This window comes from Microbulbifer maximicatervae (SeqCode) (assembly GCF_052468095.1).
In genome coordinates this window covers 4,709,677-4,735,830 of the sequence record NZ_CP174332.1, presented here as the reverse complement: position 1 = coordinate 4,735,830, position 26,154 = coordinate 4,709,677, and the positions used below count along the sequence as shown (strand labels likewise).

Here is a 26,154-nt window from a genome sequence, read left to right as displayed (position 1 = left end):
TAACAGCTTGCCGGGTGATAAGCCCCGTGTAATTTTCTTGATGGGTCCAACGGCCTCCGGCAAAACGGATCTGGCCATGGCGCTCGCCGATCGTTTGCCCGTGGAATTAATCAGTGTTGATTCCGCTCTCGTATATCGAGGCCTTGATATCGGCTCGGCCAAGCCCTCAGTAGAAGAGCTAGCAGCATACCCTCACCGTTTGATCGATATCTGTGACCCGTCTGAGTCCTATTCGGCAGGTCGTTTCCGCAAAGATGCGCTGGAAGCTATGGCAGAAATTAGCGCTGCTGGTAAAGTGCCATTACTGGTTGGCGGAACTATGTTGTATTTCCGTGCTCTGTTGGAAGGCATGGCAAAATTGCCTGAGGCGGACGCAGCGGTGAGAGCAGAAATAGAAGCTCGCGCAGAGCGTGAAGGGTGGCCCGCATTGCATGCAGAGCTGGCCCAGGTGGACCCGCAGTTGGCGGCAGAGCTACATCCCAACCATTCGGTGCGTATCGAAAGGGGGCTGGAAGTTTACCGCCTCACCGGTGTTCCGCTTTCGCAGTTGCGTCGCGAGCAGGAAGCTGGGGGAATACAGGAGCAGTACCAGGTGTGCCAGATGGCCATTATGCCCCGCGATCGCTCCCTGCTTCACCAGCGCATCGAACTGCGTTTTCGCAAGATGCTAGCGGCGGGCTTTATTGATGAAGTCAAGGGTCTGCTGGACCGAGGAGACCTGCACGAGGACTTACCGGCAATTCGCGCGGTGGGATATCGACAAGTTTGGCAACACTTGCAAGGCCAAACCGATTACGATGATATGGTGGCCGCTGGAATTGCGGCGACGAGGCAGCTTGCCAAGCGCCAGTTAACCTGGCTGCGGCGCTGGCCAGACCTGCTAACTTTGTACACTCAGGATGAGCAAGGTGGGGTGCGTGAGAATGACGAAATATTGGCTGAAGCCTTGAAATTTCTCGCTTAAGCATCCATAACGTGGTTGGGCTATTAAACGACAAGCCCGTTCAGTCAGTTTTCACAGAGTCCGGCCTTTTCCGGCTCGCTACTACACTACTTATACGCGTATTCAACCTCAGTCGTTTTTTGATCCGCGCTCTTCGCGGGTGCGATTGCGGCCTGCATACCGCATTCAGCTTTTTGACAAGGAGAAAAAAGATGTCAAAAGGGCACAGCTTACAAGACCCTTACCTCAACGTATTGCGCAAAGAGCGTATTCCGGTTTCTATCTATCTGGTAAACGGCATCAAGCTCCAAGGGCAAATTGAATCCTTCGACCAGTTCGTGGTGTTACTCAAAAATACTGTGAGCCAAATGGTGTATAAGCACGCCATTTCTACGGTTGTTCCGTCGCGTGCAGTGCGCGTACCGCTATTGAATCCCGCAGCCCAGCACGGCGGCGAGGGTAATGGTGAAGGCGGTGAGCGCGAATCCTTTAGCTAAAAGATCCGTATCAATTTCACCTGCACCCCGTTTTGCCGGGGCGCCAGCAGCTCGGTGAGCCCCTTGCAGGGCTTGCCGGTTGTCACCTCAGTCAGGGCTTATCGCGCCCTTTTCGCAATAGAGAATTCCCATTGTTTTTCGATCGACCGGAATCCGGTGAGCTCGCAGTACTGGTACACCTAGAACTCTCCGCCATCGACAGTCCCGACGACCCTCGTGAATTTGAGGAGTTGGCCCTATCTGCCGGAGCAGATCCTGTCAGTTTTATTTTCGGCCAGCGCGCCACTCCAGACCCAAAGACCTTTGTTGGCCGAGGTAAGTTGGAGGAGATTCGCCAGGTGGTCAAAGATCAGGAAGCCGCCTTGGTTATCTTTGATCACATCCTGTCTCCGAGTCAGGAGCGCAATATTGAGCGCGAATTAAAGTGCCGGGTGCTGGATCGCACAGGACTTATTCTGGATATTTTTGCCCAGCGTGCGCGAACTCACGAGGGTAAGCTTCAGGTGGAATTGGCCCAGCTGCGCCATATGGCAACGCGGCTGGTGCGAGGTTGGACCCACCTGGAGAGGCAAAAGGGTGGTATCGGCTTGCGTGGGCCCGGAGAAACCCAGTTGGAGACAGACCGGCGATTGCTGCGCGCGCGCATAGACTCCATCGAGAAGCGGCTGGAAAAGGTACGCCGCCAGCGGGAGCAGGGGCGCCGCGCGCGTTCCCGGGCAGAAATGGCCACCGTATCTCTGGTTGGCTACACCAATGCGGGCAAGTCGACCCTGTTTAATCGCCTGACCGATGCAGATGTCTATGTCAGGGACCAATTGTTTGCCACCCTCGACCCGACCATGCGCAGGGTTGAATTACCCAATGTTGGCGCCATGGTATTGGCTGATACGGTGGGATTTGTCTCTCACTTGCCGCATAAACTGGTAGAGGCATTCCGGGCAACCCTGGAAGAAGCCGCCAGTGCGACGTTGCTTCTACATGTGGTGGACGCTGCGGCAGATGATCGGTTACACCTGATGGAAGAGGTGCAAACGGTTCTGGAGGAAATTGATGCTTCAGAACTGCCGCAACTGGTGGTTTATAACAAAATTGACCTGCTGGCAGATTTTGAACCGCGTATAGACCGGGATGATCAGGGTGTACCCCGGGCAGTTTGGCTCTCTGCGGTAACAGGCGCGGGTTGTGAACTTTTAATTGAGGCTATTGCCGAGCGCCTGGGCGAGCAAATGGTGCGCGGGCAACTGGTAGTGAAGCCTCATCAGTCCAGACTGCGAGCGCAGCTATTTGAAATTAATGCGGTACAGTCGGAAGTCTATCGCGACAATGGTGACTGCGAATTGCAAATATTATTGCCGCGTAGTGATTTCCAGCGTCTGCTGGCGCCACATATTGCTGGCAATGACGCGCCGGAATGGGTTTTGGAAGAACCCATTGCTGAGTAGTTGTCGTATAAACATTGATTTTAAAATTCAGGTCATATTGCGACCTTTAGTCGAATTTGTTCGGGGTTGGTCTCCGCAGACTGCCCACTTGCCTCAGGCTAGGGCCTGTCGGCAATATTTTGTCGGCAATGGATGCTAGAATCCGCCGAAGTAAAAGATTAAGTGATCATAGTTGGAGTAAGTTAAATGGCCTGGAATGAGCCGGGTGGTAACAATAAAGACCCCTGGGGTGGTGGCGGTAACCGCAATAACGGAGGCCCGCCCGATCTCGATGAACTACTGCGAAAAATTCAGCAGAAACTAGGTGGCCTGTTTGGTGGTGGTGGCAGCGGCAGCCCAAGTGGCGACTCTGTCAAATTTCCCTGGGTACTGGTTATTGGTCTCGCCGTATTGATTTATGGCGGCCTGGGGATTTACCAGGTCAACGCCAACGAACAGGCGGTTGTTTTGCGCCTGGGCAAATACCACTCCACGGAATCTGCTGGCCTGCACTGGAATCCGCCGCTTATCGATAACGTCACCAAGGTCAATATGACTGAGGTGCGTACCGAGCGCACTACCGGTCAGATGCTGACCGAAGACGCCAATATCGTAGAAGTGGTACTCACTGTGCAGTGGCAGGTTGGGGATGCTGAGTCTTTTGTACTGCGTGTTCGCGATCCGGTGAAGAGCTTGCAGGAAGCCACCGACAGCGCCCTTCGTCACGTGGTGGGCTCTCTCACTTTAAACGGTGTGATTTCCCAGAACCGGACCCAAGTATCTGCCGATACGCAGGAACGATTACAGGAATATCTGGACCTGTACCAGACCGGTATACGCATTGATGTGGTTAACCTGACTGATGCTAAGGCGCCGCGCGAAGTGCAGGATGCGTTTGACGATGTAACCAAAGCCCGTGAGGACGAGGTGCGTCTGCAAAATGAAGCTCAGGCTGATGCTAACCAGATAATCCCGGTTGCCCGCGGTCAGGCTCAGCGCATTATCGAAGAGGCCGAGGCATACAAAGCCCGCGTCATCGAGAGTGCCCGAGGTGAAGCTGTGCGCTTTGAGAAACTGCTGGCTGAATATGAGCGTGCCCCGGAAGTTACCCGCGAGCGTCTCTACTTGGATGCGGTACAGGACGTGATGGCCAACACCTCCAAGGTGATGGTGGATGTCGAGGGCGGCAATAACATGATGTACCTGCCACTAGATAAATTGGCACAAGGCGGCGCTGGAGCAGCGCGAGCAGCCCAAAGCCAGGACACCTCGCCTGTAATGATTGAGGAAGTCTATCAGCGTGTTATTGAGCGCCTTCGTCGGGATGACGCCAGCACCCGTCGCAGTCAGACTATTCGCTAGGAGGGGATGATATGAATAACAAAACACTGGGTATCATTGTTGTCATCCTGGTTGGAGTACTGGTACTTTCTTCCAGCGCCTTTGTAGTGAAAGAGACTGAAAAAGCCGTGTTACTGCGCTTTGGTGAGCTGGTGCGCACCTACACCGAGCCGGGTCTCTACTTCAAAATCCCTTTTGCGGAAAGGTTGCGCAAGTTTGATGCGCGTATTCAGACGGTGGATTCCAGCCCCGTTCGTATGCTCAACAGTGAAAACAAATTCATGATGGTTGATTCGTATGCCAAATATCGAATCTCTGATGTGGATAAGTTTTATATCGCCACTCGTGGTGACGATCGCAATGCGGTGCGCCTGCTGTCGGAGCGGATCAATGATCAGCTCCGGAACGAGTTTGGTGTGCGCGATCTGCATGAGGTAGTCAGTGGCGAGCGCGATGAGTTGATGGCGGAGATCACCAAGAACCTGAATAAGGTGGCTCAGGATGACCTGGGAGTGCATGTGATTGATGTGCGCGTCAAGCGGATTGACCTGCCACCAGAAGTCTCCGAGTCTGTGTTCCAGCGTATGCGCGCTGGCCGTGAGCTGGAGGCGCGGGATCATCGCGCCAAGGGTCAGGAGGCCAGTGAGCGTATCAAGGCTAATGCCAATCGCCAAAGAGTGGTGATTGAGTCTGAGGCCTACCGCCAGGCGGAAGAGTTACGCGGTGCGGGTGATGCAGAGGCGGCAGCTATTTACGCTGCGGCCTACAGCAAGAATCCGGAGTTTTACCGCTTTACCCGCAGTCTGCAGGCTTATAAGGAGTCCTTCCGGAGCAAGTCAGATATGCTGCTGGTCGATCCAGATAGCGAATTCTTCCGCTACCTGAAAGACCCGAAAGGAGAGTAGGGCTGAAAATGCTGTGTAGCACTGGGCAACTGGTGCTATAGGCGCCGGGTTAGATTCGATAACCCTACCTTCCTGTTAGCACTTGATGCTAAAATCACGCAAACCGGGCCCAGCCCGGTTTTTTTGTGGGAAGTGCTGCGGCTCGTTTGTGGCAAGCGCTGTGGCACCGCAATTTCTTCGCTGACGAATTCATTTCATCATGACTCAAGCCGATCGCTGGATGTTACCGGATGGCATTGCAGAAATTCTGCCTGCGGATGCCGTGCAATTGGAGACTCTGCGCCGCCAACTACTGGACCTCTACCACTGTTGGGGGTACGAGTTGGTGATACCGCCGATGTTGGAATTCACCGAGTCCCTCCTGATTGGGATGGGCCATGATGTAGATCTGAGCACCTTTAAGGTCACCGACCAGATATCTGGTCGCACTTTGGGTATACGCGCGGATATGACTCCGCAGACTGCCCGGATCGATGCCCACAGCTTTCCCCGCAGAGGCGCTAACCGCCTCTGCTATGCCGGTCAGGTGGTGTACACCAAGCCGCGAACCCCGATGGGTTCGCGAGCGCCGATACAGGTTGGTGCCGAACTGTTTGGTGTGGACAACCTCGGTGCAGACCTCGAGGTGATCTCGCTGATGCTGCAAAGCCTTCAGGTAGCGGGTGTCAGCCAAGTGCACCTGGACCTGGGCCACGTCGCGATTTACCAGAATCTGGTTGAAGCGGCGGGCCTCAATGACGAGCAGCGCAGCGCCCTGTTGGCAATGTTACAGAGCAAGGCGACTGCTGATCTGTGCGAGTGGGTCGAGGAGAATGTTGGCGACCAGAAGGCTGCCGAGTGGCTGAAGGCACTCCCGGGGCTGGTTGGGGGACGGGAATGCCTGGATAAGGCTCGTGAACTCTTTTCTGGAGCCCCGCAAAATTTGTTGGCGGCAGTCTCCGATTTGAGGCAGGTAGCTGAGGCTCTGAATGAGCGTTATCCAGAGGTGACACTGTTCTTCGATTTGAGTGAAGTACGCGGCTACGACTATGAAACAGGTCTGGTATTCGCCGCCTACACACCGGGCCACGGCCAGGCATTGGCCAACGGTGGACGCTACAACGGTATCGGAGCCGTGTTTGGGCGCGATCGCCCAGCAACAGGCTTCAGTAGTGACCTGGTGGCATTGAGTAATCTGGGCAGCGCCGCCGTTGAAGAGGGCGCTGCGATACTGGCGCCAGATGTCAGAGGCTCCCAGGGCGCTGAACTGTGGAAGGCGATTCACGAGCTCCGGGCTCAAGGCGAAGTGGTCATCACAGCTCTCGCTGGTGGTGCCGATAGTGAACTGGATTCCCGCTGTGACCGCGAGTTGGTTGCTGAGGGTGATTCGTGGGTAGTAAAACCACGAGACTGATTTTTCGGGCGCAGTGGATGTGCCTATTATCGCGCGGGCCTACCCGCAGACATCCATTTATGTGGGGCCCCGGCTCCCGCAGAGAAAAACCTGAGTTTAGAGATTTATACAGATGGGCAAGAACGTAGTAGTACTGGGTACCCAGTGGGGCGATGAGGGCAAGGGCAAGATTGTCGATTTGCTAACCGAGAAGGTCTCGCTAGTAGTGCGTTTCCAGGGTGGTCACAATGCGGGCCACACCCTGGTTATCGATGGCGAAAAAACCGTACTGCACCTGATTCCCTCCGGTATCCTGCGCCCCAGCGTAACCTGCTTGATCGGTAATGGTGTGGTGCTCTCCCCGGAGGCGCTGCTGAAAGAGATGGCTGAGCTGGAAGAGCGCGAAGTTCCTGTGCGCGAGCGCCTGCGTCTTTCCCCGGCGTGTCCGCTGATCTTGCCAGTACATGTTGCCCTCGATCAGGCCCGTGAAAAAGCACGCGGCGCCAAAGCGATCGGTACTACAGGTCGCGGTATTGGTCCCGCTTACGAAGATAAAGTTGCTCGTCGCGGTCTTCGCCTGGGTGATCTGTGCAACTGGGATAACTTCTGCCACCAGCTGAAAGAGCTGATTGATTACCACAACTTCGCTCTGACCGAATACTACAAAGTTGACCCGGTCAGTTATGAGGACACCGTTGAGCAGGCCAAGATCTGGCGCGAGCAACTGGTGCCGATGATCACCGACGTTGCCGATCACCTGCACAAAGCGCGCGAGAACGGAGAGCATATCCTGTTCGAAGGCGCCCAGGGTTCCCTGCTGGATATTGACCACGGTACCTACCCGTTCGTAACTTCCTCTAATACCACTGCTGGCGGTACCGCTACTGGTTCTGGTTTTGGTCCTCTGTACCTGGATTATGTATTGGGCATTACCAAGGCCTACACCACCCGCGTTGGCGGTGGCCCATTCCCTACCGAGCTGGACTGCGAAGTTGGTCGTCACCTGGGTGAAAAAGGTCACGAGTTTGGCGCTACCACTGGCCGCCAGCGCCGCACCGGTTGGTTTGACGCTGTTGCTGTGCGCCACGCGATCCGAATCAATAGTATTTCTGGCCTGTGCCTGACCAAACTGGATGTTCTCGATGGCCTCGAGGAGGTAAAGGTTTGTGTGGGCTACCGCAACAGCGCTGGTGAAGAAGTACCAGTACCTTTTGATGCCGCAGGTTGGGAAGGTGTCGAGCCGGTTTATGAGTCTATGCCCGGTTGGACAGAGAATACTTTCGGTGTGCGTCGTGAAGCGGATTTGCCGGCCAATGCACGCGCCTATATCGCTCGAATCGAAGAGCTGGTGGGCGCTCCGGTAGACATTGTTTCTACAGGTCCCGATCGCAACGAAACCATTGTTCGCGAATCTTCCGCTTTGTGCGAAATGGGTATTCACAACGCTAGCGTTTAAGCCCTGACCGCCCGGTTGTGAATGTGCAGTCTGGTGATGGCCTTGCTATTTTAAGTGAGGCCTCTGATCATTAGACCTGTTCCAAGTTATTGGTCGTGCACTACACGCAGGCTTATGACCTGAATTTAACCGGGCTAATTTATGTCATCTTCCGTTTCCGTTGCCAGTCGTTACAGTTTTGCTGAAGAGATCGCCAACAGTGTGACACATGGTGTTGGAGCGCTTCTGGCGATTGCCGGTCTGGGTGTATTGACCGGATTTGCTGCCCTGCGCGGGGACGCTTGGCATATTGTCAGCTCCAGCGTCTATGCCTCCACCCTGATACTCTGTTTCCTAGCCTCCACGCTGTACCACGCAGTCAGCCATATCGGCGCCAAAGCGATACTGCGGACCCTGGACCACTCGTCAATCTTTCTATTGATTGCTGGAACCTATACTCCCTTCACCCTGGTCACCCTGAGGGGCCCTTGGGGTTGGTGGCTGTTCGGTATTATTTGGGGGCTCGCGCTGATCGGATTGATTATTCAGTTCACCCCGCTGAAGAAGATCCGAGCCCTGTCCATCACTCTCAGTGCCTTGATGGGGTGGGTCGTGGTGGCTGCGATCAAGCCGCTGTCGGACAGTCTGGAAACTGGCGGTTTGTGGCTGTTAGTTCTCGGTGGTCTCTGCTACACCGGCGGAATCGCTTTTTATCTCTGGCGCAGCCTGCGCTTCCACCATGCAATTTGGCATCTCTTTGTGCTGGCGGGCGGTATATTGCACTTCTTTGCGGTGCTGTTTTACGTCATTCCCTAATCTTCCCGTTTTGCGGCAGAGCTCACTCTAAAGGTGAGCAGCACGAACTTCCCTCTCATGTGACTGTCCAGTTTAATAGTGGGTGGGAAGTTCAACGGTTACCGGCCAATCCACCTTTCGGATAAGAGTGGCTCGTTCTACCCTTGAGCGAGCAAAAGTTGTGTCGAAGGTAACTCCATGCCCAAATTGCAATGGTTTCAATATCTGTCTGCCATCCTCGTGATAAGCGCAGTTCTCCTGGCTTCCAATACCCATGCACAAGAGAAAGCCGATCCGGCCTTCGAACAATGGGTAAAGGAGTTCCGCAAAACCGCGATTAAGAGTGGAATCTCTGCGGAGGTTTACGACCAAGCCTTTAAAGGGATCACTTCTCCAGACCAATGGGTTCTGGATCGTGCAGCCTATCAGCCCGAATTCAAAGCACCGGTGTGGCAGTACTTTGATAATCGGGTGCAAAAGAGAGCGATTGAACGAGGCAAGCGGGAAAAAGAAAAAATGAAGCCCTGGTTGGACAAGATCCAGAAGCGTTTCGGGGTGGACCCCAATATCCTGCTTGCGATCTGGTCTGTGGAATCCAGTTTTGGCGGCATCCTCGGTAATGACAAGGTAATGCGCAGTGTTATTCGCTCACTGGCAACACTCGCCTATGCGGATCCCCAGCGTAAAAAGTTTGGCCGTCAGCAACTGCTGGCCGCGCTAAAAATATTGCAGGCCGGTGATGTCGAGGGTGAGCACTTGTTGGGCTCCTGGGCCGGAGCTATGGGGCATACCCAATTTATTCCCACCAGTTATCAAGCCTATGCGGTGGATATCGATGGTGATGGTAAACGGGATATCTGGAACTCCATTCCAGATGCGCTCGCGACTGCCGCCAACCTGCTATCCAGTAACGGTTGGCAGCGAGGAAAACCCTGGGGCTATGAGGTCAATATTCCCGCTCGTAAAATGCCTGCAGGGAAGATGTCGGTAGCCGAATGGGAGAAGCTCGGCGTCACACGAGCCAATGGCGAGCCCTTTCCCAGCAAGAAAGCCATTGCCGAATTAAAGTTACCAGACGGTCGCAATGGCCCGGCATTTTTAGTGTTCAAGAACTTCTTTGTTCTCAAGCGTTACAACAATTCAGATCGCTATGCGATAGCTATAGGCCTGTTGGCAGACCGGATTGGCGGCGGTGCGCCTTTGGTAAATGATTGGAAGCGCCCATTTACTCCACTGGATAGTGTTCAAGTGGAAGAGTTGCAGAAGTTGCTCAAACAAAAAGGGTTTTACACCGGAGAAATTGATGGCAAGGCAGGTCCGGGTACCCGCAAAGCGGTGAGTGAATTTGAAAAGAGTGCCGGCGTTGAAGTTCAGGGCTACCCGAGCAAGGAAGTCCTGGAGTTGTTGAAGAAACAATAGAGACTCCCTAAAAGTTCTCATCCGGTAGGAGCGTATCCTGGAGTAGCTCCAGATTCTCGACAACACCCTCGGGTTCACGGAAGTAGGCGATGTGATACATCGCCTCGCCTTCCTGGACCAGAGGGATATTCTGTCGCCCAATAATGATTCCATCCTCATTGCAGATCAGTTGGTCCAGTTCCTGGCCGTATGGATCTGCAATGGTCGCCAATAGGTCGCCCCGGTAGACCTGATCCCCGAGTGCCTTAAGATGATTGGCGATGCCGCTATCCCCCGCGCGAAGCCAACCGCTGCGTCGAGCAACAAATGGCTCTATCACATTTGTCTTCCGGGTTTGCGGCAACATCTCCAAGTGCTTCATCATATTGATCACACCTTTAACTCCGGCGCGGATGCTGAGTTCATCAAAGCGCAGGGCTTCACCAGCTTCATAAAGTAATACTCTTACCCCAAGATCCGCGGCTGCTTGGCGCAGGGATCCATCGCGAATAGAAGCGTTGAGTAGCACGGGAACACCAAAGGCCTTGGCGAGTTTTCGGGTTTGCTCATCGTCCAAGTTAGCGCGAATTTGGGGGAGGTTACTGCGATGTACGGCTCCTGTGTGTAAGTCGATGCCATAGTCGCATTTGGTGACTATTTCCTTGAGGAAGACGTGAGCCATACGTGCGGCGAGAGACCCCTTTGCCGAACCTGGGAATGAGCGGTTTAGGTCGCGCCTGTCAGGTAGATAGCGAGTGTGCTGCAGTACCCCGTAAACATTAACCATTGGAACTGCAACCAGGGTCCCGCGCAATGACTTCAGGCGGCCGCTTTGGATAAGCCGGCTTATTATTTCAATGCCGTTGAGTTCGTCACCGTGTATGGCGGCACAAACGAACATCTTGGGGCCATCTTTTTTACCGCGCTGCACATAAACTGGGATTGCCATTTCTGTGCTTGTGTACAGCCTTACAACAGGTAGGTCGATATGGCAGGACTCGCCCCTGGCGACATGGACCCCTCCGATCTCAAAATCCGAGCGCTCTTCCATAACACTCACGGGCAAATAGATATACCCATAGTGTATAGGCAGATAAGAGTTGACCAGGGCAGCAAATGTTGATGCAGCTGCCCGAGTATTTCGTTACAGCTGCCCGATTGATTGGGCAGAAGTCGTTAGGTTATGAGAGCGGTCCCCGTTTAGCCAGATACCGAGGGCAGGGCTCCAGTAGCCTGAGGGGTGGTACCACAGCCCAGTCTCTACATCCGCGAGCAAATTAGTTCCCCGCCAGGCACTCGGCCCTTGATTGTGGGGGTCTTTTCCTTTCTCTCCTGCCTCCCCACCTTGTGACCACTGAGCGGCACCTTGGGTATCAAAAATCGCGAGTGGCTTGCCGTCGGGGTTGGAAAGGTAATGCTCGATATTGTCGGCAGTCCACTGGCAGAGAATGGCATTGGTTTGAGGTTGGTGAATCCAATGGCTTAAACCTCGGGACTTGCCGTCAATATTGTGAATTTCCCCCCAGATACCCAGGCTGCTCCAAATAGTGACAACGCGGCGCTGGCGGGTTGATTTTCGGTGGGTACATGTCTTGCTTAACCGCCGACCGAAGGGGTCGTAGCGGAAATAGGTTTTAAATTCCCCGCACTCCGCGTGGCTCATCAGGCCCCAGCCGTCGTACTGGTATTGATAATCCTTGCGGCCTGGTATGTTGCTTTCACTAATAATATTGCCGCGCTTGTCACTTTCTGTTTGAGGTTGAGTCGGACTTTGCTGTGCCCGCAGCGGGTTGGTCATTTGCAGGGGAGGGGATTTATCAAAGTGCCAGGAAAGTGCTTGACCGGACTCCATGCCTACCAGGCGCCCAAATAAATATTTGTGATTACTGCGAACCTCTCCTTGAACCTGGAGGATATCTTGGCCTTTGGATTCGGTGCGAACAATGGCTTCACCATTGGCATCGATTCCATACAGGGCTCCACAAGGAGCGAATGTATAAGACAAGTCGAGATTGTCGGAGCTGGCACTCTTTAACCAGCCGCGTTTGTCATATTGATACTGAAGACTGAAATCCCGGATATCGGCACTGTCGTGATGCTCCGCGGTTACCCGACCGCGGCTGTCGTATTTAAAGCGCACTGAGGAAAGGGCATTATCTGCCTGTACCAGCCTGTTATGCTGGTCGTAGTGGAACTCACTATTTTGGCCACTGTTATTGCGAATACCGGTTAATACACCGCTGTTGTTATAATTAAAGTACCAGCGAGAGTCATTATCACAATATTCATGCAGGCTGCCGTCTATATTGTAATGCCAACGCCAAGTTCGATCCTGTGGTGCCTCGTGGCTAACTAATTGCCCGTAGTGATCATATTCCCAGTAGTAATTCCCTACGGGGCTCTCCAGGCTAGTGAGTTCATCCCTAGGGCTGTAGATTAATTCCCAGTTGTTACCATCAGCGAAATTGATATGGCACGGGCGGCCCGCGTTGTCATAATCACAAAGAATACTCTGGCCACTGTCTCCGTGGATAGCATTGGGTAGGCCGCGTTCAGAGTAGTCCAGACCGTACTGGTGAATACCCAGGTGGGCTTCACGCAATTCACCCGCATTGCCATAACTCCACTCACGCCATACTTCGCCATTCATTTTAAGCGAAGTGATTCGTTGCCAGTGGTCGTACTCAAAGCTCAGGACTTTATCGTCTCTACGAACGGACTGCAGCTGGCCTTGCCCATCCCAGCTGAAGTCCACTTTGCCTCCCTCTGGGTCCTGAATCTGTGTGATTTGCCCCCTATCTGTATAGAGAAACAGCCAAACTTGTTTTGCCGGGTCGACAATACGTTCTGGGCGTCCCTTCTCGTTAAACTTGTATTGCCATAGGGTCTCTCCATTGATAACAGCCGCTTGTAAATAGCCGCGATCGTCATAGAGATATCGATTACTAATATTGTGAGAGGTGGATCGGACAAGCCGGCCGAATTCATCGTGACGGAAGAAAAGCCTATGGCCGTTGGCCTGAATTTCTTCACTGAGATTGCCGTAGGAATCAAAAAGCCAGCTAAGGCTACGAGATTGCTGCTGTTCAGAAATTCTCTGGCCGAACTTGTTAAAGCGTATATAAATGGGACCGGACAGCTCTGACTCGATCGTGCAGGTATTATGACTTGCGTGCCAGTTTAGACTGGTGATTAATTCATTGGACTGTATTAGCTGGCACCGGTCGCGTGTATCGTAGGTAAATTGATAAATTCCAGATTGGCTATTATTTAACTGTACCAACTGTGTATTGTTATATTGGTACCTTTCTCTTTTAAGGCCGCTACAACTTTCGAGTAGTTGACCATCTTGATAATTGTAGTTGCAGAGGTCGCTTTGACCTTCGGCAGCGTGGCTATTTATTAAATTATGGATATGACCGTTCTGGCAGTTAAATTCAATAACACGACCCCAGGAGCTGACCATTTTCTTAGGCAGGCCCTCCTGATAGTCGATTGTTATGGCGTTACCAAATTGATCCCTGATTTCTACAAGTGGTAGAGCGCTATTTACACCATCAGCGCGAAATATTTTGTGATGCTGATTGAATGTCGTCAATCGATAACTGTGCAGGCTTTGCCTGAATAACATCAACCGCTCAAAGCGGTTGTAGCACCCGTGACCAATGGCGGGTAATTTGAATTTTACAGACCTCCCTTCGGCAGTAACCAGCTTTACAACGTTATCGTGTACAACAAGCTTTTCACTGAGAGAGTGCCGCCAGCCCACACCAATGCCAGTATCCTCATTGAGAGAGGAGCGAAAATATCGTTTCCATTCAAACGGCAGCGGTCCAGGAATAAGTACGTCTGTTCGCTCGAAAGCGACTTCCCCTGTTGCGGTAACGACGTGCCCGTTAATTCGATGGCAACGATCTAAAGCTGGTACCACCTCGTTCTCGGGGTTAATACCAGGGGTATTGGTGAATTGCGTGGGGTTGTCTTCAGCTTCATACAGGAGAGGTAATATTGGTGCTGAATCGATACTAAAGCGATTAGACGTGATACTTGGCAGCTTTGGCCAAAAGCCCTCATTCACTGGAGTGGGTGAGATGTTTTTTAAAGTATGTTCGACCTGAGAGAGCCAGCGCACAGCCGATGCAGGGCTCTCATGAGAAAGAGTAATTGTCGGAGGGGTAAGCGTATTGAGTAAGTTAGGTATTAGCTGGGTTAGACGTTCCGGTGTCATATTACAGTATCCGGTAAATCAAATTAGCGGTGTAACTTTCTAATTGTTACGTCAGAAGAACTGGGACGTTCGGTAACACTTTGTTCGTGGGGGAGTATTTGACGCAATGATTGTGAAGAATATTCCAATATTCCTGCAGTAATATTGTCGCGCCCACCTAGGCGATTAGCATCGTCAATAAAACGATATACACACTCTAATGCCGGACGATGAGTGGCCAGTACGCGCTCTATCGCATGATCATCAAGATATTCAGTGAGCCCGTCGCTACATAACAAAAGGAGTGCGTTTTGCGTGAGTTTCCAGCTATTTATATCCGCCTCTACACTGCTGGAAACCCCCAAGGCACGGGTAATATGGTTGCGGACATTGGACTCTTTGGCTTGCTCGGGGGTTAATTGACCTGAATCAATCATCTCCTGTACAACGCTGTGATCTCGTGTAAGGCGCTGCAATCCATAATTGTTCCACAGGTATGCGCGAGAATCGCCAATATGTGCAACGATTAAAAAGTCGCGCCACATGACCGCGGCAACCAAAGTTGTTCCCATATTGGAAAACTGGGGGTTCAGGTTTTTGGTATTGATTAGAGCTGTATTTGCGCTGTTGACTGCGTCGATAAGGGTGGCGCGCAATATAAGCTGTTGCTGTTCAGACGTGCAGGAGAAAAAAGTGTGTTTCAGCAGGTCATCGAGATGGGCTTGAACCGTCTCAGCTGCAATTTTACTGGCGGTGGCGCCACCGGTGTAACCGCCCATCCCGTCGGCTACCACAATATAGGCAAAAGGCTGCTCCGCCGACGCGTACCAGCGAATGCTATCTTCGTTTTCCTCACGAACCTGACCAATGTCAGTGCGCCCGTTGACCGCCAGACTAATTTGATCCATGTCTGGTGCAACTCCCCTTTAATAAAAAGCAATACAATGCGGCGTAATATTATTACAACCGATCACCGAGGCTAATGTTAACTTGCTCGCATACCAAGTTTGAAATACTTTTCACTGATTTGCGATAATAAGAGCCTTACCTCTCTACAGAAAAGGCTTTAAGCCAGCTAAAAAAGGACCCATAGGCAAAATGCCCCGTTTGCCCAGGCTCAATTTGATAAATGTTCCCCAGCATATTGTGCAGGTAGGCCACAACAATCTGCCCTGCTTCTTTGACGAGGAAGATTATCAATATTATTTGATTAGTTTGCGTAACGCGTCAGACCAATATGGCGTTGATGTTCACGCATATGTTTTATTGCCCAATATGATCCAGATCATAGCTACGCCCACGATACCGGATGGGATATCATCTATGATGCAATCCCTTGGGCGTCGCTATGTGCAGTTTGTCAATCACCGTTACAAGCGCTCCGGAACACTATGGCGAGGACGCTATAAGTCCAGCTTGATTGATTCTGATGCGTATTTGTTGACCTGTTACAGATACGTAGAGTTGCGCCCACTGTATTTGGGATTGTCAGACTCCCTTGAGGATTACGAGTGGTCAAGTTTTAACCATCACGCAAACATTAAGAAAGATAATTTGATCAAGGATCACCGCTTGTATCTATCTCTTGGGGATACAGTGGTGGAGAGAGCGCAATCTTACAGGAAGTTATTTCAGTATAGCTTTGATCGAAAGTTGCTCGACTATATCGCTGAAACGATTAAGTTAGGTCATGTGCTCGGCGGGGATGCGTTTAAAGAGAAAATTGAGCAGATTGTTAACCAAAGAGTACGACCGCTTAAGCGTGGTCGCCCTAAAAAAGCAAATAAAGTCGAAAAAGAACCAAAAGAAACTGCCTAGCGAAAACCTAATGTCGGGTTGAGGGCGTTAAAAGGCCATAAGAAGTAGGGTAATTAAGCCCTGTCAGCAGGTGACAAATTGTGAGTAGGCCCAGCATTTCAACGGGATTTCAGATCCTTGGCGATAACAATAAGGAAAAACCAGTTATGGATTTTGGCACTGATAGATTGAAAGTTGCGATCCTGGGTGATTTCAGCGGGAGAGCGAGTCGCCGCCAGTGTGAACCCGAAACGATTTCCAGTCGAAGGGTATACCTGTTGAACCGCGATACCTTTGAGGGCGTTTTTGCTGATCTAGGTGTGAGTTTGCAGTTGCCCGTACTGGATCGCCCTCTGGGATTACCATGCTTTGATGATTTACACCCAGATTACCTTTATAGCCGTTTGCCACTGTTTAAGAAGTTTATTGAGCTGGAGCGCAGGCTGCTCGATCCACGTCAGTTCCAGCAGGCTGCTGAGGAAATTCAACAGTGGAAACCAGAGTTAGCCACTCAGCAGGGCTTGGGTCAGCGCGATAGCGAGCAGTCGATATTGGATGAAATCCTGGCTGCAGGTCGAGAGCGTAATGCAAAGGAAGGTCAAAATACTTTCCAGGTTGACCAGCTAATCAAAGATATTGTCGCTCCTTACGTGCAGAAAAGTGAGGACCCTCGCCAGGGTGAATATCTAAATGCCCTGGCTGAAGCTACGTCTGATGCGATGCGCAAACTGATGCATCACAGTGATTTTCGTCAGTTAGAGGCTAGTTGGCTGAGTCTGCAACTTTTGCTGAGACGTGTCGAAGAGCACGGGAACCTGGATTTTTACTTAATAGACGTTAGTAAGGAAGAGCTTCTAGCTGATTTTGCTGAAGCCGAAAGCGACTTGGAAAAGTCGCAGACATTTAAGTTACTGGTTGAGCGTGAAACAGCTTCTGGGAATATGCCCTATAACCTGGTCATAGGGGATTACTTTGTTACTGATGAGGAGCGAGACCTTCACCTGCTGATAGATTTATCCACGATTGCAGAAGCTGCGGGAAGTGCACTTTTATTGGGTGGGGATCCAAAATTAGCAGGCTGTCCAAACTTGTCAGGTTCAGTAGATCCTGATGATTGGTACTATCCGTTGAGCGATCAGTTTGCGGAAAGTTGGCAGGCGGTCCGTGAATACTCTGCTAGTGAGCATGTTGCGTTGGCAGCTCCCAGATTTATGCTGAGACTCCCCTTTGGGAAAAATACTTCTACAACAGAGTATTTTAATTTTGAAGAATTAACCCCAGAGCAGGGTCATGAATATTATCTTTGGGGGAATAGTGTTTATTTGTTGGGGTTAGCGGTTTGCCAAGGCTTTTCTCAAACTGGCAAATTACAGCCCCCTTCGTCTGCAAGCTATGAAGACTTACCCCTTCATTTACGCAAGTTACCCAATGGCGAATTATTGACGCCCTGTGCAGAAGCGCTCCTGACAGATAGGGCAGCTGCAAAATTTATGCAGGCTGGTATTAGCACTATGCGTTCGGTGCAAGGGCGGGATCAAGTCATTCTTCCGAGCTTTAGTTCTTTGAGTGGCGGTACACTCAAAGGCCCTTGGGCGTAAGTGTAGGGGTTGGATCTTTACAGGAATATGCGGGCAAAAATCTACCTGAAGACTATGAATAAACCACTATTGTGAGTCAGGAATAAATGGATCTAATTCTATCAGTATTGGCCGACCCTTCTGGCGCCAATATGCTTAAACATACAAAACTGTTCACGAAAGCTGGTGGCAGTTTGGGTCGCTCTGCCGATAATTATTGGGTTTTACCCGATCCAGATCGAGTGGTTTCCTCAAAACACGCACAGATTTCCTTTACCGATAATCAGTTTTTTCTGGTAGATACTAGTACTAATGGAACCTATTACAATGATTCAGAAAATCCGTTAGGAAAGGGAAATCAAGTCCCATTAAAAGAGGGCGACATGATCGTTCTCGGGGAATATAAATTGAAAGTTTCACTGCGACAGCCTAAGGAAGAGGGAGATCTTCCCAAAGGTCTGGGAAGTGCAGATTTTCTCGATACCTCGGATCGAACAACATTCAGCGCGGATGCCATGGCAAAAATGCAAAGCCAGGCAGAAGCGAAAGAATTGGATAGTTGGCTTGAGCCGGGTTCCAGCCCGCAGTCAGATGTGGCTCAAACTGGGGAGTGGGGCTCGATTGGGCTGGGTAATCAGGCTAATACCCCAACTAGCGATAGTCTTCTCACCTCGGAATCGGGCCCTCTGGACCCACTTGCTGCCTTTGGCCAATCTGACCCGTCTGGTCTTGTTGGTGGTGCTCCTGAGATGTCACCCGTCGGTGGCTTAGTGGGTTCTACGGGTCAGCAGCAATCCAGTAATCAATGGTCTGATGATGAGTGGTGGAAAGATGGTAGTGACGATGATCATGTGCCAGCTGACCAGCACTCAATGCAAATAAATCCCCAGCCGGTACCGGAACCTGTCGTTGAGACGGTTGCGGTGCCTGAATCTCAAGTGGTATCTCCGCAGCCGCAAGTTCCTATGGGTGGTTTCCAGGGGATTTCACAGCAACCTGTCGCAACTCCGATACCACAACCTCAGGCTATGCAGCCACAGCCACAGCCACAGCCACAGCCACAGCCACAGCCACAGCTACAGCCACAGGCAATGCAATCTCAGCCGTTAGGGCAGCCCCAAGGGTTTAATCAGCAACCAATTTCTCCGCCTGCTCAAGATAACCCCTTTGCAGACTCTTTCGCTGCTATGCAGGGGCAACAAGTTGATGGCGCTCCAGGGTTTGGTTCCGGGCAATCGTCCTCGCAACCGCAACCGCAACCGCAACCGCAACCGCAACTACAGCCAAAACCAAATCCACAGCCGGATTTGGCTGCCCAAGCTCAGCAGTTTTCGCATTTACAGCAATCCCCAGTAACTCAGCCCACAGGTTCTTCAGGGGGGAGCGTTTTTGCATCTACTCTCGGCCTGAATATGAACCCGGTCCAGTTGCAACAGGCGGACCAGCAAGCAGCTGAAATTGTCCGGGAAACAGTAGCTCGTCTTATTGACCTTTTGCGCGCAAGAAACAGCATTAAGAATGAGCTGCGTGTGCAGCGAACCATGATTCAAACGGAAGCTAATAATCCGCTGAAATTTAGTGCTACGGAACGGGATGCATTGGAAGCCATGTTTGCGGGTACCGGTGCTTTTATGAACCCCGCTGAGGCAGTGAAGGATAGTTTTGATGATTTGTCGGATCATCAAGTTGCGGTTTTGGCTGGAATGAGAGCAGGTTACAACGCCATGCTCAAATTCTTTAGCCCGGAAAATATTGAGCGCAGACTGGGGAATACTTCCGGCGTTTTTGGAAACAAAAATGCAAAAAAGTGGGAAGGATTTACTGCAATTTACAGGGAGCTAGTTGGTGATCCGGATAATTGCTATCGCAAGTTGTTTGGTGATGAATTTGCAGTTACTTATGAAAATCAATTATCAGAGTTAAAAAATGCGCGAAGCATTAAAAATTAATAAGTTGACGGAAAAGAGGGAATTGCTTGTGTCGATAAAAAAATTATTTCAGGTCAGTTTAATCGCTGTTTTGGCAGTTGCAGTTGTTGGTTGCCAAACAACGAGGCGGACTCTAAATCTGGATACTAGTCTCGAGTTGGTTGTAGAGACACAGAATGACGTGAACCCAGATGATGATGGCCGAGCTTCTCCCGTTGTTATACGAGTGTTTATGCTCGCGGACGAGCGCCAGTTTGCCCGTGAAGATTTTCTTAACCTTTACGAGAATGCTCAATCCCGCCTCGGCAAGGATTTGATTGATACTGTAATCCTTAAAGAGTTTGCTCCAGGGGAACAGCGTATAGAAGAACTGGCTTTAACGCCGGACGTAAAATATATCGGGCTTCTAGCTGAGTTTGTACAGTATCAGGATGCAGAGGCACTAATGGTGCTGCCAATTACAGACCACAAAAAAAATGAATATGAAGTATCGCTGGCTGATGTACGAATTGGTTCACCAGATGATATTGCCAAGCGTCGTCGAGCAAAATTGACTACTCGTGGCAGTGAAGATGATAGTGGGGAAACAGTAACAATCTCCAAAGAAGATTATGAAAGAATGAAAAAAACGCTCCCTGATATGCAGCGGTCTCAATAGGGCAGAAATTATTGCCCGGGCAATAAAAATTGCTGCCCTGGAAATATTACGAGAGCTTTTTAAGGAACATTTATGTCGGCAAACAATAAAGTGATCTGGAGCGAGGGCATGTTTTTACGCCCTCAGCATTTTCAACAGCAGGATCGCTATCTCGAACAGCTTGTCGAAGCGCGCACAGCTCCGCTCGGGCCTTATACCTGGGGGATTGTAGAGCTGGCGATCGATAGTGAGCCATTATCGATGGGAAAAATTTCTCTATCGAGAGTGAAAGCTGTTTTTCCCGATGGTACCCCGATACTTGCCCCTGAAAATGAGCATTTGCCGGATGTTCTGGATGTTCCGGTTAATACTCGTGATGAAATAGTCTACTTATGTGTGCCGATGAAGCGCCCAGGTAGCCAGGAGTCGATTCGAGATCAAGAGGACTTCCCGCAGGCACGTTATCAGGCTTCGAACTTTGATGCCCGTAATAGTGCGGCGTCTTCTGGTGAGTCTGCGCGTATCCAAGTCGGAAAGTTAAGAGCTTGTCTCAAATTAGGTAGTGATGATCTGAGTGGCTATGCTGCGGTTGGAGTTGCCCGAATTAAAGAGCGCCAACCAGAAAAGCCGGTAGAGCTTGATTCCGACTATATCCCACCGCTGTTAAATGCGGAGACTTCTGCGGTTATCAATGCATATATTGAAGAAGTAAAAGGATTGCTCGACCATCGAGGCTCGGCTCTGGGTCATCGTTTGAGCGACAGCGGAAGAAGCGGATCTGCAGAAATTGCTGATTATTTGTTACTGCAGGTTATTAACCGCTTTGAACCCTTATTAAAGCAGATCACGGCTCAGCCCCGATTACATCCGCACAACTTATTTCTTGAATTATTGCAGTTGGCAGGCGAACTTTCGACGTTTACTGCTCAGTCTAAGCGCCCTCCAGAAATTCCGGTGTATGCACATGAGGATCTGCAAGTAAGCTTTGCTGGGCTGTTTTCAGCACTTAGGCAGTCGCTCTCCACAGTACTGGAGCAAACAGCGATTGCAATGGAATTGGTGCAGCGCAAATTCGGGATATATGTTGCTCCGGTTACCGATCCTTCATTATTAACATCAGCCAGTTTTATTATGGCCGCAAAAGCGGATATGCCTGGCGATCTATTGCGCAGCCGCTTCCCCACGCAGGCAAAGGTTGCCCCAGTTGAGGCGATTAGAGAACTTATCTCTGCGCAGTTGCCCGGCTTGACTCTGCGCCCACTTCCCGTGGCTCCTCGACAAATCCCCTATCACGCAGGGTTCACTTACTTTGAGGTGGAGCGCAGTGGAGAGTTATGGCAGGCCATGACTCGCTCGGGTGGTTTTGCAGTGCATCTGGGCGCAGAGTTCCCTGGATTAACTATGGAACTCTGGGCCATAAGGAATAATTAATATGAGTAATGACAGCTTTACTCCTCCACGGGCCCCTAATGCTGGGGATAGAACGGTTTTGATACCGACACCCGGTGCCGCAGCAGCACCGGCAGCAGCTCAGGCTCAGCCACAATTCTTTGCCAGCCAAGATGCCCCGGTCGAGGCTCAGGTCCGCAACAGTCTTAATCCATTGGTGTCTGCGGCTTCGAAATTGTTAGGCGTAATTATCAAATTGCGCACAACGATGAATCACGCCAACGTACCTGATCTGCACAAGCGACTTACTACGGAAATCCAAAGCTTCGAGCGTGAGGCAAAGCAACTGGCTTTAACACCTGAATCAGTGCTAACAGCCCGTTACTTACTATGTACCGTCGTGGACGAGGTTGTTTTGACCACGCCTTGGGGTACAGCTAGCGGTTGGAGCCAGCACTCTCTACTTAGCCTATTTCACAAAGAGACTTTTGGAGGGGAGAAGTGTTTTGTCATTTTGCAGCGCATGCTGGAAACTCCCGCAAGTCATTTGGAACTCCTTGAGCTTTTTTACCTGTGTTTGAGCTTGGGCTTTCAGGGTAAGTATCGGCTCGTACAGCGTGGACACGAACAAATAGAACAGATTCGTGATGAGCTCTACAGAACAATTGAACAGCACAAGCAGCCAATGGACCGAGATCTTTCGCCGCGTTGGCAAGGATGCGTAGAGCGAAAATCCCGGCTGATTCACTATATACCCCTCTGGGTGATTATGAGTGTTGTCCTGGGATTGTTACTTGCAACTTATAGTGGTTATCGCTGGTGGCTCTATGAAACGACGACACCGGTCGCGGACCAGATTTTAGATTTGTCCAAAAGTGATGATGAGTCTCCGCAAGGAGAAGGGTAACACTCGGGCTGATATTGATCCTGGGTATGGTCGATACCCTGGAAGACGGAGCAATTCATGAAACGCTTGCGTAACTTTTTTACCAATAAGTGGGTGTTGGGGCTCATAGGGCTCTCAGCTCTTTCCCTCCTCATTTGGTTTGCGGCTGATTACATTAAGTTTGGTAGTGATAATGCCACGCTTTCTCACTCTGTCCGGCTAACTATTATTGTTTTTATTTTTGCTATTTGGCTTGTGTGGAATATTAGCCAATGGTTGGTAGAGAGACGCCAAAACCAGGCTTTAATAAAAGGCATTGAGGAATCACAAGAAGCCGATTCTACAGATCCAGACGAAGAACGCTCGCTGGAAGAGTTGAATGCTCTTTCTGGTCGCTTCCGTGAAGCGATGGGTGTATTACGTAGTGCTCGGTTTAAATCTGACAAGGGACAAGTTTCCCTTTATCAGCTTCCATGGTACATCATTATTGGGCCTCCCGGTTGTGGTAAAACAACAGCCCTGGTGAACTCCGGGTTGGAATTTCCTCTGGCGCAGAGTCATGGGAAGGAAGCCCTGGGTGGGGTAGGGGGCACCCGTAACTGTGATTGGTGGTTTACCAATGATGCAGTTTTAATTGATACCGCAGGGCGTTATACGACTCAGGACAGTCACCGGGTTTACGATAATAGCGCTTGGAAAGCTTTTCTGAGCTTATTGAAAAGATACCGCCGCCGCCGCCCGATCAATGGTGCTCTGGTTGCAATTAGCTTGCAAGATTTAATGGTGCAAACTGAAGAGCAGCGCCAACACCAGGCAAAAATTATCCGCCAGCGTGTAAATGAACTGCAACAAGAGTTGGGTATTCGCTTCCCGATTTATCTCACTTTCACAAAATGTGACTTAGTTGCAGGTTTTACAGAGTTTTTCGACAACCTCTCTCAAGCTGAGCGTGAGCAAGTTTGGGGAATGAGTTTTCCCCGTGAAGCTAACGCCACTGTAGGGGCCCCTCTCGATAATTTCAAAGCAGAATTTGAGCAGCTGATAGAGCGTTTGAACCAACGCGTATTGTGGCGTGTTCATCAGGAGAGGAATGTAGAGAAGCGGGCGTTGTTGCAAGGTTTTCCTGCCCGAATGGAAAGCCTTACAGATATTTTGACAGATTTTGTAAAGCAGACTTTCGGTCCAAATCGTTACGAAACCGTCCCTATGGTCAGAGGGGTCTACTTTACTAGTGGCACTCAGGAGGGCAGTCCTGTTGACCGTATGATGTCCTCCGTAACCGCTGATTTTGGACTAGAGCGTAGCGTCGGGCCAAAATTCCAGGGTGTTGGTAAGAGCTTTTTCTTGCATCGACTATTGAAGGATGTCGTTTTCCCCGAGGCTGAATTAGTAGGCGTTAATCGCCGGATTGAGTCAGCTAACCTTTGGTTACGCCGGGGAGTTTTTGCTACTTTGGCGGGAGGCTTTGTCGGAGCTATTTTCTTATGGAGTGGCAGTCTCGCACAGAATAAATTATCCATGGGAGAGGTTAGCGATAATCTCAGCGCGTACCAAGGTGCAGAGAGTGAGCTGAAAGGTAAAAATATTACGCCCATCAGTGCCTTAAATTTGTTAGAGCCTTTGAAGCGGGCTAGTGCGGTCTACGATCGTGAGGAACATCCGTGGATTGGCAATTTGGGGCTTTATGACACCAGAATTGATACTGCAGCAAATGATCTCTATCGCCATAAATTAGAAACTATTTATCTTCCCGCTTTACTTCGTGATATAGAGAGTGACTTAAGTCGTCTCGGAAGTAATGATCCCGCTTTGGTAAGTACTCTCAAAACCTATTTGATGTTTTTTAATCCAGATAAAATGGATTTGAAAACCATAGAGGCTTATTACACTGCTCGCTGGGAGCGTCAGTTACCCGGTGAAGCCGGGAGGCAGGAAGAGCTGCGCTACCACCTGGATCAACTATTTATTCAGCCTCTCCCCAATTCAATTGAAGAGAATGAGAGGGTGGTAGCTCGCGCGCGACAGCAACTGCGTCGTATCCCTGTACCTCAGCGGTTATTTGCTCAACTACAAAATAGTGACTTCGGATTGACCCCTGTAGATCTCTACCAGGAAATTGGTGGAGACACTCAGCAAATTTTTGGTATGGGGGCCAATAATCCAAACTTCACGATTCCCTTCCTCTATACAAAGGCGGGCTATAAAGAACTGGACTTTGGAGCGGACTCTCAGCTGATGACAAATATGGCTGAAGAACGCTGGATATATGGAGGAGATCTGAGTGGTGAGGACTTTACCGAAGCCGACCGTGAAAAGCTTGGTGAGGAAGTAAAACGAATCTATCTTGGGGAGTACTTACAGCGTTGGCAGGGCTTCCTTGGCGGGTTCAAAATACAGAGGTTTGGTAGCACTTCACAGGCATTGGATGTGTTGTCAAAGTTGTCTGATCCTATTTACTCACCCCTGCTTGCGATTACCGAGATAACTTCAGATAACACTCGTCTGACCCTTCGCCCTGAGGTTCCAGTCGATGCTTCTGGGGTACCTCTACCTGTATCCAGTACTACTCGAAAGCTGGGACAAGCCGCACTGGGTAGTGCAACCAGTGCCTTGCAGGATCATTACAAGCCAAACATTGTTGATGTTAGGTTTGAGGAGGTCCAGCGAATCACTCAGAGTGAGAAGGGGCGGCCAGCGCGTATCCAAGAATACCTGGATACTATTAATAAAATTCAGGAATACCTCACTGAGATCGACAGCGCTCCCGATTCGAATCAAGCGGCCTTTGGACGTGCCAAAGCGCGTTTTGCCGGCGGTAGCGATGCGATTAAACAGTTAAGGGTTAAGGCTGCCAATGCACCAGCACCTTTTGACCAATGGCTGACAGATATTGCTGACAGCGCTTGGGGGCTGGTAATGGCCAAGACTAAGGCGCATATCAACCGTGTCTGGCGTGAAGAGGTGTATCAAAGCTATAGCAATAGCCTGGCAAACCGGTACCCACTGCGTAGCGACCGTGACCAGGAAGTGCCGGTGATGGAGTTTAACCAGTACTTCAAGCCAGGTGGTATTGAGGAGAAATTTGTCAATCAGTATCTGAAGCCATTTGTGGATACCAGAAACTGGAAAATCAAATACGTTGAAGGGCAGGGTATTAGCCTTTCAAGGGAAGCCCTTTCCCAGTTGCGTCGAGCTGAACGTATTCGAAAAACTTTCTTCAGTGCCGGCGAAGGAGCTTCTTACTCTTTCCGTATTGAGCCCACGAAACTGGATTCCAGTGTTCGTTTGTTTGAACTTGAAATTGGTGAGCAACGAGTTCCTTACTCCCATGGCCCTAAAACCACTAAAAAGCTGACTTGGCGTGGTGGTGAAAGTAATCGCGTCCGCATTATCTTTGAAGATCTGAATGAGACTGTTCATCGCAAGCATTTTGAAGGGGACTGGGCATGGTACAGGCTGTTAGCGAGCTCAGATTTGGAAGCCGGGCGAAGTAACGCAGAACACTTTGTTACTTTCTCTGAGGAAGGGCGAAAGGCTCAATTTAAATTGATTGCATCTAATGTAAACAATCCGTTCGACCGCAGTTTACTGCGCGGATATCGATGCCCTGAGACCCTGTAGACGGA

The 26,154-nt window shown here is 50.6% G+C and carries 19 protein-coding genes; 16 read left to right on the top strand and 3 right to left on the bottom strand.

Annotated elements, in window-relative coordinates:
• The first annotated feature begins 40 nt into the window (after positions 1-40).
• From miaA to ACJJIL_RS20935, 9 genes are all read left to right on the top strand, one after another.
• Positions 41-964, top strand: coding sequence for a tRNA (adenosine(37)-N6)-dimethylallyltransferase MiaA (miaA, locus tag ACJJIL_RS20975; RefSeq protein WP_444935152.1), 924 nt, complete (start codon positions 41-43; stop codon positions 962-964).
• Between the two features lie 191 nt (positions 965-1,155).
• A complete protein-coding gene (hfq, locus tag ACJJIL_RS20970; RefSeq protein ID WP_020413623.1) occupies positions 1,156-1,440 on the top strand; it encodes an RNA chaperone Hfq in 285 nt (94 codons plus the stop codon).
• A gap of 131 nt (positions 1,441-1,571) precedes the next feature.
• Positions 1,572-2,882 (top strand): ribosome rescue GTPase HflX, encoded by a 1,311-nt coding sequence (gene hflX / locus ACJJIL_RS20965; RefSeq protein WP_413664097.1) that lies wholly within the window; start codon positions 1,572-1,574, stop codon positions 2,880-2,882.
• 186 nt (positions 2,883-3,068) lie between these two features.
• Positions 3,069-4,223 carry an FtsH protease activity modulator HflK gene (gene hflK, locus ACJJIL_RS20960; RefSeq protein ID WP_282930282.1) on the top strand — a complete coding sequence of 385 codons (1,155 nt, stop codon included), beginning with the start codon at positions 3,069-3,071 and terminating at the stop codon, positions 4,221-4,223.
• Positions 4,224-4,234: 11 nt separating this feature from the next.
• Positions 4,235-5,107 carry a protease modulator HflC gene (gene hflC / locus ACJJIL_RS20955; RefSeq protein ID WP_282930281.1) on the top strand — a complete coding sequence of 291 codons (873 nt, stop codon included), beginning with the start codon at positions 4,235-4,237 and terminating at the stop codon, positions 5,105-5,107.
• Between the two features lie 199 nt (positions 5,108-5,306).
• Positions 5,307-6,500 carry an ATP phosphoribosyltransferase regulatory subunit gene (locus tag ACJJIL_RS20950; RefSeq protein WP_445359320.1) on the top strand — a complete coding sequence of 398 codons (1,194 nt, stop codon included), beginning with the start codon at positions 5,307-5,309 and terminating at the stop codon, positions 6,498-6,500.
• A gap of 112 nt (positions 6,501-6,612) precedes the next feature.
• Positions 6,613-7,935 carry an adenylosuccinate synthase gene (locus ACJJIL_RS20945; RefSeq protein ID WP_413664100.1) on the top strand — a complete coding sequence of 441 codons (1,323 nt, stop codon included), beginning with the start codon at positions 6,613-6,615 and terminating at the stop codon, positions 7,933-7,935.
• 141 nt (positions 7,936-8,076) lie between these two features.
• Entirely contained in the window at positions 8,077-8,730 is a 654-nt protein-coding gene (gene trhA, locus ACJJIL_RS20940; RefSeq protein WP_282930278.1) for a PAQR family membrane homeostasis protein TrhA, read from the top strand.
• A 177-nt stretch (positions 8,731-8,907) separates the two neighbouring features.
• Positions 8,908-10,128 (top strand): lytic murein transglycosylase, encoded by a 1,221-nt coding sequence (locus tag ACJJIL_RS20935; protein WP_445359321.1) that lies wholly within the window; start codon positions 8,908-8,910, stop codon positions 10,126-10,128.
• Positions 10,129-10,135: 7 nt separating this feature from the next.
• Here ACJJIL_RS20935 and ACJJIL_RS20930 read toward each other — a convergent pair whose 3' ends face one another.
• The 3 genes from ACJJIL_RS20930 to ACJJIL_RS20920 form a co-directional block, all read right to left on the bottom strand.
• A complete protein-coding gene (locus tag ACJJIL_RS20930) occupies positions 10,136-11,158 on the bottom strand; it encodes a succinylglutamate desuccinylase/aspartoacylase family protein (RefSeq protein WP_445359322.1) in 1,023 nt (340 codons plus the stop codon).
• A gap of 93 nt (positions 11,159-11,251) precedes the next feature.
• Positions 11,252-14,335 (bottom strand): DUF6531 domain-containing protein, encoded by a 3,084-nt coding sequence (locus ACJJIL_RS20925; RefSeq protein WP_445360678.1) that lies wholly within the window; start codon positions 14,333-14,335, stop codon positions 11,252-11,254.
• Positions 14,336-14,358: 23 nt separating this feature from the next.
• On the bottom strand, positions 14,359-15,222 hold the full coding sequence (locus tag ACJJIL_RS20920; RefSeq protein WP_413664103.1) for a Stp1/IreP family PP2C-type Ser/Thr phosphatase: 864 nt from the start codon (positions 15,220-15,222) through the stop codon (positions 14,359-14,361).
• A gap of 190 nt (positions 15,223-15,412) precedes the next feature.
• Between ACJJIL_RS20920 and ACJJIL_RS20915 the strand changes: the two genes are divergently transcribed.
• From ACJJIL_RS20915 to tssM, 7 genes are all read left to right on the top strand, one after another.
• Positions 15,413-16,132 (top strand): transposase, encoded by a 720-nt coding sequence (locus tag ACJJIL_RS20915; protein ID WP_413664104.1) that lies wholly within the window; start codon positions 15,413-15,415, stop codon positions 16,130-16,132.
• Between the two features lie 80 nt (positions 16,133-16,212).
• Positions 16,213-17,709 carry a type VI secretion system contractile sheath domain-containing protein gene (locus tag ACJJIL_RS20910; protein ID WP_445360677.1) on the top strand — a complete coding sequence of 499 codons (1,497 nt, stop codon included), beginning with the start codon at positions 16,213-16,215 and terminating at the stop codon, positions 17,707-17,709.
• An 86-nt stretch (positions 17,710-17,795) separates the two neighbouring features.
• On the top strand, positions 17,796-19,637 hold the full coding sequence (tagH, locus tag ACJJIL_RS20905; protein ID WP_445360676.1) for a type VI secretion system-associated FHA domain protein TagH: 1,842 nt from the start codon (positions 17,796-17,798) through the stop codon (positions 19,635-19,637).
• Positions 19,615-20,274, top strand: coding sequence for a type VI secretion system lipoprotein TssJ (gene tssJ, locus ACJJIL_RS20900; RefSeq protein ID WP_413664107.1), 660 nt, complete (start codon positions 19,615-19,617; stop codon positions 20,272-20,274). The genes tagH and tssJ overlap by 23 nt, the downstream gene beginning before the upstream one ends.
• 72 nt (positions 20,275-20,346) lie before the next feature.
• A complete protein-coding gene (gene tssK / locus ACJJIL_RS20895) occupies positions 20,347-21,684 on the top strand; it encodes a type VI secretion system baseplate subunit TssK (protein ID WP_445360675.1) in 1,338 nt (445 codons plus the stop codon).
• 1 nt (position 21,685) lies between these two features.
• On the top strand, positions 21,686-22,549 hold the full coding sequence (gene icmH / locus ACJJIL_RS20890; RefSeq protein WP_413664109.1) for a type IVB secretion system protein IcmH/DotU: 864 nt from the start codon (positions 21,686-21,688) through the stop codon (positions 22,547-22,549).
• 57 nt (positions 22,550-22,606) lie between these two features.
• Positions 22,607-26,149 (top strand): type VI secretion system membrane subunit TssM, encoded by a 3,543-nt coding sequence (gene tssM / locus ACJJIL_RS20885; protein WP_445360674.1) that lies wholly within the window; start codon positions 22,607-22,609, stop codon positions 26,147-26,149.
• Positions 26,150-26,154 lie beyond the last annotated feature (5 nt).

Coding starts and splice junctions, on each gene's coding strand:
- miaA (WP_444935152.1), top strand. CDS start 41: ATGGGTCCAACGGCCTCCGGCAAAACGGATCTGGCCATGGCGCTCGCC.
- hfq (WP_020413623.1), top strand. CDS start 1,156: ATGTCAAAAGGGCACAGCTTACAAGACCCTTACCTCAACGTATTGCGC.
- tssM (WP_445360674.1), top strand. CDS start 22,607: ATGAAACGCTTGCGTAACTTTTTTACCAATAAGTGGGTGTTGGGGCTC.
- hflK (WP_282930282.1), top strand. CDS start 3,069: ATGGCCTGGAATGAGCCGGGTGGTAACAATAAAGACCCCTGGGGTGGT.
- icmH (WP_413664109.1), top strand. CDS start 21,686: ATGAGTAATGACAGCTTTACTCCTCCACGGGCCCCTAATGCTGGGGAT.
- ACJJIL_RS20925 (WP_445360678.1), bottom strand. CDS start 14,335: ATGACACCGGAACGTCTAACCCAGCTAATACCTAACTTACTCAATACG.
- hflC (WP_282930281.1), top strand. CDS start 4,235: ATGAATAACAAAACACTGGGTATCATTGTTGTCATCCTGGTTGGAGTA.
- tssK (WP_445360675.1), top strand. CDS start 20,347: ATGTCGGCAAACAATAAAGTGATCTGGAGCGAGGGCATGTTTTTACGC.
- ACJJIL_RS20930 (WP_445359322.1), bottom strand. CDS start 11,158: ATGGAAGAGCGCTCGGATTTTGAGATCGGAGGGGTCCATGTCGCCAGG.
- ACJJIL_RS20950 (WP_445359320.1), top strand. CDS start 5,307: ATGACTCAAGCCGATCGCTGGATGTTACCGGATGGCATTGCAGAAATT.
- ACJJIL_RS20945 (WP_413664100.1), top strand. CDS start 6,613: ATGGGCAAGAACGTAGTAGTACTGGGTACCCAGTGGGGCGATGAGGGC.
- tssJ (WP_413664107.1), top strand. CDS start 19,615: ATGCGCGAAGCATTAAAAATTAATAAGTTGACGGAAAAGAGGGAATTG.
- tagH (WP_445360676.1), top strand. CDS start 17,796: ATGGATCTAATTCTATCAGTATTGGCCGACCCTTCTGGCGCCAATATG.
- ACJJIL_RS20915 (WP_413664104.1), top strand. CDS start 15,413: ATGCCCCGTTTGCCCAGGCTCAATTTGATAAATGTTCCCCAGCATATT.
- trhA (WP_282930278.1), top strand. CDS start 8,077: ATGTCATCTTCCGTTTCCGTTGCCAGTCGTTACAGTTTTGCTGAAGAG.
- ACJJIL_RS20935 (WP_445359321.1), top strand. CDS start 8,908: ATGCCCAAATTGCAATGGTTTCAATATCTGTCTGCCATCCTCGTGATA.
- ACJJIL_RS20920 (WP_413664103.1), bottom strand. CDS start 15,222: ATGGATCAAATTAGTCTGGCGGTCAACGGGCGCACTGACATTGGTCAG.